Raw genomic sequence first — 8,079 nt, 5'->3', positions numbered from 1 at the left:
GGCCCCCCGCGCCGGCCCCCCACCGGGGCCCCCCCCCCGCGCGGGGGGGGGGCGGGGGGGGATGTTCCCGAAGGGAGGGTTCAGCCGTTCGGCGTCGGGTCGGCGGGCGTCGGCGACCCGCCGTCCTCGGCCTCGGCCGCGGTGTCGGCCGGAGCCGTCACCACGACCTGGGCGGCGGCGGAGGCCGCGGCTTCCGCCGCGATCCGCTCGTCCGCCTTGGCACGGATGCCGCGCCAGGCGGACTCCGCAGCCTGCTGTTCCGCTTCCTTCTTGCTGCGGCCGGTGCCGGTGCCGTACGAGACACCACCGACGCGGGCGGCAGCGGTGAAGGTCTTCTCGTGGTCCGGACCGGTCTCGGTGACCAGGTATTCCGGTACGCCGAGGCCTTCGGCCGCCGTGAGCTCCTGGAGACTGGTCTTCCAGTCCAGGCCGGCCCCGAGGTTCGAGGACTTCTCGATGAGCGGGTCGAAGAGCCGGTGGACCAGCTCCGAGGCCGCTTCGAGGCCCTGGTCGAGGTAGACCGCGCCGATCACCGCTTCAAGGGTGTCGGCGAGGATGGAGGCCTTGTCCCGGCCACCCGTGCCCTCTTCGCCCCGGCCGAGCCGGATGAAGGAGCCGAGGTCGAGGCCGCGCCCGACCTCCGCCAGTGCGCGAGAGTTGACCACCGCGGCCCGCAGTTTGGCCAGCTGGCCTTCGGGCAGGTCGGGGTGGGTCGTGTACAGCGTGTCCGTGACCACCAGGCCGAGCACGGAGTCCCCGAGGAACTCCAGACGCTCGTTGGTGGGCAGACCGCCGTTCTCGTACGCGTACGAGCGGTGGGTCAGTGCACGCACCAGAAGGGCGGACTCGAGTCGATACCCGAGCCGCCCTTCCAGAAGCGTGTGGGACGAGGCCGCGTTGTTACTGTCTGCCTGCTTCTCAGCGTTGGACAGCTCAGACATTGCGCCTCTCACCAGCCGCTCAGACCTCGAGGACCTGGCGCTTGTTGTAGGTGCCGCAGCTCGGGCACGCGATGTGCTGGAGCTTCGGCTCCTGGCAACGCTCACACGAAACCAGGGTGGGGACCGCAGCCTTCCACTGCGACCGGCGGTGGCGCGTGTTGCTGCGCGACATCTTCCGCTTCGGAACAGCCACGGCTACTTCTCCTGCTTCTCGGCGGCGCTCTGAACGTCGTCAGATGCAGTGCCGCTCATGTTGTCCTTCTCGCCGTCCTGATCGGTCACGACGAGTTCCTGCAATGCCGCCCAACGGATGTCGACGGCGTCATGGTGGTGGTCCGGGTCGTCGTTCAGGCTGAGCCCGCAATCGGGGCACAGTCCCAGACAGTCCTCCCGGCACACCGGCTGCATGGGCAGTGCGAGCACCACCACGTCCCGCAGCACGGGTTCGAGGTCGAACAATCCGTCCTCGAGGAAGAGCGTGTCCTCGTCGTCCTCGGCGTCGTCGGCCGGCTCCGCCTTTGCGCGGCCCCGGTCGTCGGCGTCAGGGTACGAGAACATCTCCTGGAAGTCCGCCTTGAGCTCGCGCTCGACGGACTCCAGACACCTTACGCACTCCCCCACGGCCGATGCACGGGCGGTGCCTGTGACAAGCACCCCTTCCATGACCGACTCCATGCGGAGGCTGAGCTTCACCGGGGCGCCCTCCGGCACTCCGATGACGCCGGCGAGACCGAAGTCCGCCGGTGCCGCGATCTCACGGGACAACCGCTGCATGGCACCAGGACGCCGGCCCAGCTCGTGCGTGTCGAACACGAGGGGGTTGCGGTGGTCGAGGCGGGTATTCAGGGCCGTTCCTGCTTTCACAGATCGCTGAAGATCAAAGATTGCCCGCCAGATGAGGCACCTGTGGGCAGCATGGATCGCGGTGCATACGCGCGACCGAAGAGCCAGGATACCCGGCGCTACGCCCTGAGCCCAATCCGGCCTCAGCGGCCCTGTTCGTACTGGCGCAGCTGATCCAGGTTGATCATGCTCGTGTCGAAGAAGCTGGTCTCGTCCAGCGCGGGCTGCTGCGACTGCTGCTGCGGCGCGTGCGGGGCCTGCTGGGCCTGCGGCTGCTGCTGGTAGGCCCCGTACGGGTCCGGCTGCTGCTCGTAGCCCAGCGCCGCGTACGGGTCCGGCTGCTGGACCTGCTGCTGGTAGGCGTAGGGGTCCTGGTAGCCGTAGCCGTCCTGCTGCTGGACCTGCTGCGGCTGCTGGTAGCCGTACGCGTCGTACGCGGGCTCCTGCTGGGCCTGTGCCGGGATCGCGGCGGCCGCGGGGGCCATGGGGGCCGCCGGCTCCGCCAGGCCCGCCAGGAAGTCCGCGTCGCTCGCCGAGCGGGACTGCTGCACCCCGGCGGCGTCCTGGGCCGCCATGTGCTCGCCGAGGTCGTCCGTGGGCACCCGGCCCAGGAGCTTCTGACGGCCCCGGCCGACGGCCTCCAGGGTCTTGGAGAGCACCGCCTCGAAGGTCGCCAGCTTGGTGTCCACGTACGCGTCGGCCTGCTGCCGCTGGGTGTCCGGGTCCTGGCTGCGCTCCGGGGCGTCCGCGTCGGGATACCCCTGGTCGTCCAGGCCCGGGCCGCGGCCCAGCAGCTTCTCGCGGCCGCGGTCGACGGAGCCGATGGTCTTGGTGAGCACGACCTCGAAGTTCGCGAGCTTGCTGTCGACGTAGTCGTCGGCCTCGGCCCGGATCTCCTCGGCCTCCCTGCGGGCGTCCTCCAGGATCCGGTCGGCCTCGGCCTGGGAACGGCGCGCGACCTCGGTGTCGGAGATCAGCGAACCCCGCTGGGCGTGCGCGGACTCGATGATCCGCTCCGCCTCGCGGCGGGCGTCCTCGACCATCTGCTCGCGGCCGCCGATGAGCTCCTGCGCCTGCGCGAGGGAGCCGGGGAGCGCCTGGCGGACCTCCTCCAGCTGCGCGAGCAGCTCGGCGCGGTTGATCACGCAGGAGGCCGACATGGGCATGGACCGGGCGCCGCCGACGGCCGCGACGATCTCGTCGAGCTTCTTCTGCACGTCCATGGGGGCTCGCACTCTCTCGGCCTCGGGCGGTTCCTGAGACGGACGGGACGACTGTAAGGCCACCGGGCGAACACCCGGCACCGACTGACGGCCCGTCAGCCGGTCAGCGGGCGGCGAGCCGCTCGGTCAGCGCCGCGTGCACGTGCGGCGGCAGCAGGTGGGCGACGTCGCCGCCCCAGGCCGCGACCTCCTTGACCAGCGAGGAGGACAGGAAGCTGTAGGTGGGGTTGGTCGGCACGAAGAGCGTCTCGACGCCGGAGAGCCCCATGTTCATCTGGGCCATCTGCAGCTCGTAGTCGAAATCGCTGACGGCACGCAGGCCCTTGACGATGGCCGGGATGTCGCGCTGCTTGCAGAAGTCGACGAGCAGCCCGTGGAAGGACTCCACCTCGACGTTCCCGTAGCCGGCGGTCGCCTCGCGGATCAGCTCGATCCGCTCCTCGACCGTGAACAGCCCCTTCTTGCTCTGGTTGATCATCACGGCGACGTGCACGACGTCGTAGAGCCGGGAGGCCCGGCCGATGATGTCGAGGTGTCCGTTGGTGATGGGGTCGAATGACCCGGGACAGACGGCTCGGCGCAACTTGGGTCCCTCGCTCTCCGATGCGGGCATCATGAGTCTTCGCTGGTGAAGGCGGCGCGACCGTACCAAAGCGTGCCCTCGCCGTACTTCCGGGAGCGCAGCGCCCCGAAGCCCTCGGGCCACGGGAACGCGCCGCTCCTCGTACCGCGCTCCACGGTGACGAGCGCATCGTCCGTGAGCCAGCCATTGGCGCGGAGTGTGAGGAGGATCTCGCCAAGATCGTCGTGGCCGACGGCGTACGGCGGGTCCAGGAACACGACGTCGTACGGGTCCCCCGCGACCGGGACCGCCACGACCTGCTCCGCCTTGCCCGCGCGGAACTCGGCGCCGGGCAGGCCCAGTGCCTTGATGTTGTCCCGGATCGCCTTGCCGGCCTTGGCCTCGGGCTCGACGAGCAGCGCGTGCGAGGCGCCGCGGGAGAGGGCCTCCAGGCCGACGGCGCCGGAGCCGGCGTACAGGTCGAGCACGCGGGCCCCCTCGACGCCGTGCAGCGACTCCCAGGTCGAGAAGAGGCCTTCGCGCATCCGGTCCGAGGTCGGGCGGGTGCCGGTGCCCGGGGGCACGGTCAGCCGTCGCCCGCCGGCGCTGCCGGCGATCACGCGGGTCATCTGGGGTCCTTCGGTACGACGGTCGTGGGTGGTGGGTGCCGGCGGTTCCTGCGGGGACGGCCCGGCCCTGCGGAGTCCAACGATAGGTCGTACCGCCGCGGAAGGCCCCGGGCGGTACCGCTCAGCCCTTCTCCAGGTACTGCTCCCGCTCGGTGTCCAGCAGGGCGTCCAGGGCGACCCGCAGGCCCGGCAGCCGCTCCAGCTCGGGGTCGGCGGCGACCACCCGGGTGGCCTCCTCCCGGGCCTGGGCGATGACCTCCTCGTCCTCGATGACCGCGAGCATGCGCAGCGAGGAGCGCACGCCCGACTGGGCCTGGCCCAGCACGTCGCCCTCCCGGCGCTGTTCCAGGTCGATCCGGGAGAGCTCGAAGCCGTCCAGGGTGGCGGCGACCGCGGCGAGCCGGGCCCGGGCGGGGCTCGCCTCGTGCATCTCGCTGACCAGCAGGCACAGGCCGGGGGCGGAACCGCGGCCGACGCGGCCGCGCAGCTGGTGGAGCTGGGAGACGCCGAACCGGTCCGCGTCCATGATCACCATGACGGTGGAGTTCGGGACGTTCACCCCGACCTCGATGACGGTGGTGGCGACCAGCACCTTGACCTCGCCGGCGGCGAAGCGGCGCATCACGTCGTCCTTGTCGGCCGGGTCCATCCGGCCGTGCAGCACCTCGACGCCCAGCCCGGCCAGCGGTCCACGGGCGAGCTGCTCGGCGATCTCCAGGACCGCGAGCGGCGGCCGCCGGTCGGCCTCCTCGGCGGCCTGCTTCTTCTTCGGGTCGTCCTCGCCGTCGCCGATGCGCGGGCACACCACGTACGCCTGGTGGCCGTTCTCGACCTCCTCCCGCACCCGTTCCCAGGCCCGGGCCAGGAAGTGCGGCTTGTCCTTGGCCGGTACGACGTGGGTGGCGATCGGGGAGCGGCCCGCGGGCAGCTGGTCGAGGACGGAGGTCTCCAGGTCGCCGAAGACGGTCATGGCGACGGTGCGCGGGATGGGGGTCGCGGTCATCACGAGCAGGTGCGGGGGCTGCTTGCCCTTGGAGCGCAGCGCGTCGCGCTGCTCCACGCCGAAGCGGTGCTGCTCGTCGACCACGACCAGGCCGAGGTCGTGGAACTGCACCTTGTCCTCGATGAGCGCGTGCGTGCCGATCACGATGCCGGCCTCGCCGGTGACCAGGTCCAGCAGGGCCCGGCGGCGCGCGGCCGTCCCCATGGAGCCGGTGAGCAGCACGACCTTGGTGCCCTGGTCGGAGCCGCCGAGCATGCCGCCCTCGGCCAGTTCGCCCATCATCTCGGTGATGGAGCGGTGGTGCTGCTGGGCGAGCACTTCGGTGGGGGCGAGCATGGCGGCCTGTCCGCCGCAGTCGACGACGGCGAGCATGGCCCGCAGCGCCACCATCGTCTTGCCCGAGCCGACCTCGCCCTGGAGCAGGCGGTGCATGGGGTGTTCCGTGGCCAGGTCGTCGAAGATCTCCCGGGAGACGGTCTGCTGGCCGTCGGTGAGGGTGAAGGGGAGCTTGGCGTCGAAGGCGTCGAGCAGGCCGCCCGGTGCCGGGCGGCGCGGGACGGCGGGGAGCTGGGAGTCGGCGTGCCGGCGGCGGGCCAGGGCGACCTGGAGGACGAAGGCCTCGTCCCACTTCAGGCGCTGGCGCGCGTCCTCGATGTCGGCCTTGGTGGCCGGCCGGTGGATCTTCAGCAGGGCCTCGGTGAGCGGGACCAGCCCGCGGCCCTCGCGCAGGGCGTCCGGCAGCGGGTCGACGGTCTCCCGGGCGCTGGGCAGGACGGCGTCCACGCATTTGGCGATCTTCCAGGACTCCAGCTTGGCGCAGGCCGGGTAGATCGGGATGAGCTGGTTCGCGAAGGCGGTCGCGGCGTCCCGGTCGGAGGCGTCCGCGCCGAGCGGCTCGTACGCGGGGTGGGAGAGCTGGAGCTTGCGGTTGAACATGCCGACCTTGCCCGCGAACATGGCGCGGGTGCCCGGCAGCAGGTCCTTGTGCGGCTTGTGGACGCCCGCGCCGAAGAAGACCAGCTGGAGGCGGCCGCTGCCGTCGGTGATGGTCACCTCCAGGCGTTTTCCGCGGCCCCCGTTGAAGGTCAGGATCCGGGCGTCGGCGACCTGGGCGACGACCGTGACGTGCTCGTCGATCTGGTCGGCGAGCTCGGCCAGCGAGGTCAGCTCGCCGCGCTCGGCGTACCGCCGCGGGTAGTGGTGCAGCAGGTCCAGGGCCGTGTGCAGGCCGAGCTGCTCGGCCAGCACCTTGGCGGTGGCGGGGCCGAGCGTCTTCTTGAGGTCTTCGTCGAGCGCGGGCACGTGTTCATTGCACACCATCGCGCTGACAAGCCGGCTATTCGACCCCGATGAGGAGGGGTGCGCAGTGCCGCCCGCCGCGGTAGGTGACCGTGTCCACCGCGAGGTGTCCGTGCTGGACGTACGCCTCCAGGCGCGCGGCGAGGGAGTCCGGCACCTCCGGGCCCAGGACCAGGGTGACGAGTTCGCCGCCGGAGCCCAGCATCCGCTCCAGGACGGCTTCGGCGGTGTCGTCGAGGCCGGAGCCGATGACCGCGACGTCGCCGTCGATGAGTCCGAGCACGTCCCCGGCCTGGCAGATGCCGGCGGAGGTGAAGGACTGCCGTTCGGCGACGGCGAGTTCCCCGTAGCGGGTGGCGCCGGCCGCCGCGGTCATGGCGACGACGTCCTCGTCGAAGGTGCCCTCCGGGTCGTGGACGGCGAGGGCGGCCAGGCCCTGGACCGCGGACCGGGTGGGGATCACGGCGACCCGTACGCCGTCGGCGCGGGCCCGTTCGGCCGCGGCGGCCGCGGCGGCCCGCTGGTCGGCGCCGCCGGGCAGCAGCACCACCTCGCGGGCGTGCGCGCGCCGGATGGCGTCGACGAGTTCGGCGGTGTCCGGGACCTCGCCGGGGCGGGCGAGCACGGTGGTGGCGCCCGCCTCCCCGCACAGTCCGGCCAGCCCCTCGCCCGGGACCACGGCGACGACGGCGCGCTGGACGCGCTCCCCGCGGGCCCGGCGCCGCTCGTCGCCGAAGTGGGTGATGCGGATCCGGAACGGCCGCCCGGCGACGACGCCGGCCTCCACGGCGGCGCCGGGGTCGTCGACGTGGACGTGCACGTTCCACAGTCCGTCGCCGCCGACCACCACCAGGGAGTCCCCGAGCCCGTCGAGGCGTTCGCGCAGCCGTGCCACGTCCGGTTCGGCGGCCTCCAGCAGGTAGATCACCTCGTACGCGGGCCCGCCCTGCTCCTCGGCGGCACAGGGCTGCGGCGGCTGCGGTACGGGCACGGCCCGGCCGCGGACGGCCTCGGCGGCGGGTTCCCGGCCGGACAGCGCCTGCCCCAGCGCCCCGAGCACGGCGACCAGTCCGCAGCCCCCGGCGTCGACGACCCCGGCGCGGCCCAGCTCGGCCAGCTGCCCGGGGGTGTCGGCGAGGGCCGCGCGGGCCCCGTCGTAGGCGGCGAGGGCCACGTCGGCGGCGGTCCCGGCGGCGGCCGTCTCGCCGGCGCGGGCCGCGGCGGCGGCGACGGTGAGCATGGTGCCCTCCACCGGGTGCGCGACGGCCGCGTAGGCCTCCTCGGCGGCGCGGGTCAGCGCGCGGGCCAGCAGCGGGCCGGGCGGGCGGTCGCCGGGCTCCTCGCCGAGCACGTCGGCCACCCCGCGCAGCAGCTGCGCCAGGATCGTCCCGGAGTTCCCGCGGGCGCCTATGAGGGCGCCGTGCGCGTAGGCCCGCACGGCGTGGGAAAGGGTGGGCGGGGAGGAGGCCCGGGCGGCGGGGGGGGGGGGCGGCGCCCGGGGGGGCGGCCGGCCCGGCCCCCCGCGCGGGGGGCGGCGGGCCGGGCGGGGGCGCGCCCCCCCGAGCCCGGGCGGGGGTGG

8 protein-coding genes are annotated in these 8,079 nt (G+C 73.0%); all 8 read right to left on the bottom strand.

All coding sequences use genetic code 11. The features are described from left to right. Positions 1-80: 80 nt before the first annotated feature. Entirely contained in the window at positions 81-941 is an 861-nt protein-coding gene (gene rnc, locus ACFXA3_RS27340; protein ID WP_385191029.1) for a ribonuclease III, read from the bottom strand. A gap of 19 nt (positions 942-960) precedes the next feature. Next, positions 961-1,134: a 50S ribosomal protein L32 gene (gene rpmF / locus ACFXA3_RS27335; RefSeq protein ID WP_003965982.1), complete on the bottom strand. Its 174-nt coding sequence runs from the start codon at positions 1,132-1,134 to the stop codon at positions 961-963. A 2-nt stretch (positions 1,135-1,136) separates the two neighbouring features. Next, the gene (locus tag ACFXA3_RS27330) at positions 1,137-1,805 is read right to left on the bottom strand and encodes a YceD family protein (RefSeq protein WP_385191027.1); all 669 of its coding nucleotides are present in this window, start codon (positions 1,803-1,805) and stop codon (positions 1,137-1,139) included. Positions 1,806-1,927: 122 nt separating this feature from the next. Then, on the bottom strand, positions 1,928-3,007 hold the full coding sequence (locus ACFXA3_RS27325; protein WP_385191026.1) for a DivIVA domain-containing protein: 1,080 nt from the start codon (positions 3,005-3,007) through the stop codon (positions 1,928-1,930). A 103-nt stretch (positions 3,008-3,110) separates the two neighbouring features. Beyond that, positions 3,111-3,590, bottom strand: a complete 480-nt coding sequence (gene coaD, locus ACFXA3_RS27320) for a pantetheine-phosphate adenylyltransferase (protein WP_376201508.1) — start codon at positions 3,588-3,590, stop codon at positions 3,111-3,113. 29 nt (positions 3,591-3,619) lie between these two features. Beyond that, complete coding sequence (gene rsmD / locus ACFXA3_RS27315) at positions 3,620-4,198, bottom strand: 16S rRNA (guanine(966)-N(2))-methyltransferase RsmD (RefSeq protein ID WP_385191024.1); 579 nt, start codon at positions 4,196-4,198, stop codon at positions 3,620-3,622. A gap of 121 nt (positions 4,199-4,319) precedes the next feature. Further along, positions 4,320-6,521 (bottom strand): ATP-dependent DNA helicase RecG, encoded by a 2,202-nt coding sequence (gene recG / locus ACFXA3_RS27310; protein WP_385191023.1) that lies wholly within the window; start codon positions 6,519-6,521, stop codon positions 4,320-4,322. 16 nt (positions 6,522-6,537) lie between these two features. Beyond that, the coding region (locus ACFXA3_RS27305; protein WP_385191021.1) for a DAK2 domain-containing protein at positions 6,538-8,079 on the bottom strand (1,542 nt) is incomplete at its 5' end.

This window comes from Streptomyces sp. NPDC059456 (assembly GCF_042750055.1).
GTDB lineage: Bacteria > Actinomycetota > Actinomycetes > Streptomycetales > Streptomycetaceae > Streptomyces.
Note: the sequence above shows the minus strand (reverse complement) of the source record. Positions and strands in the feature narration are given on the sequence as shown.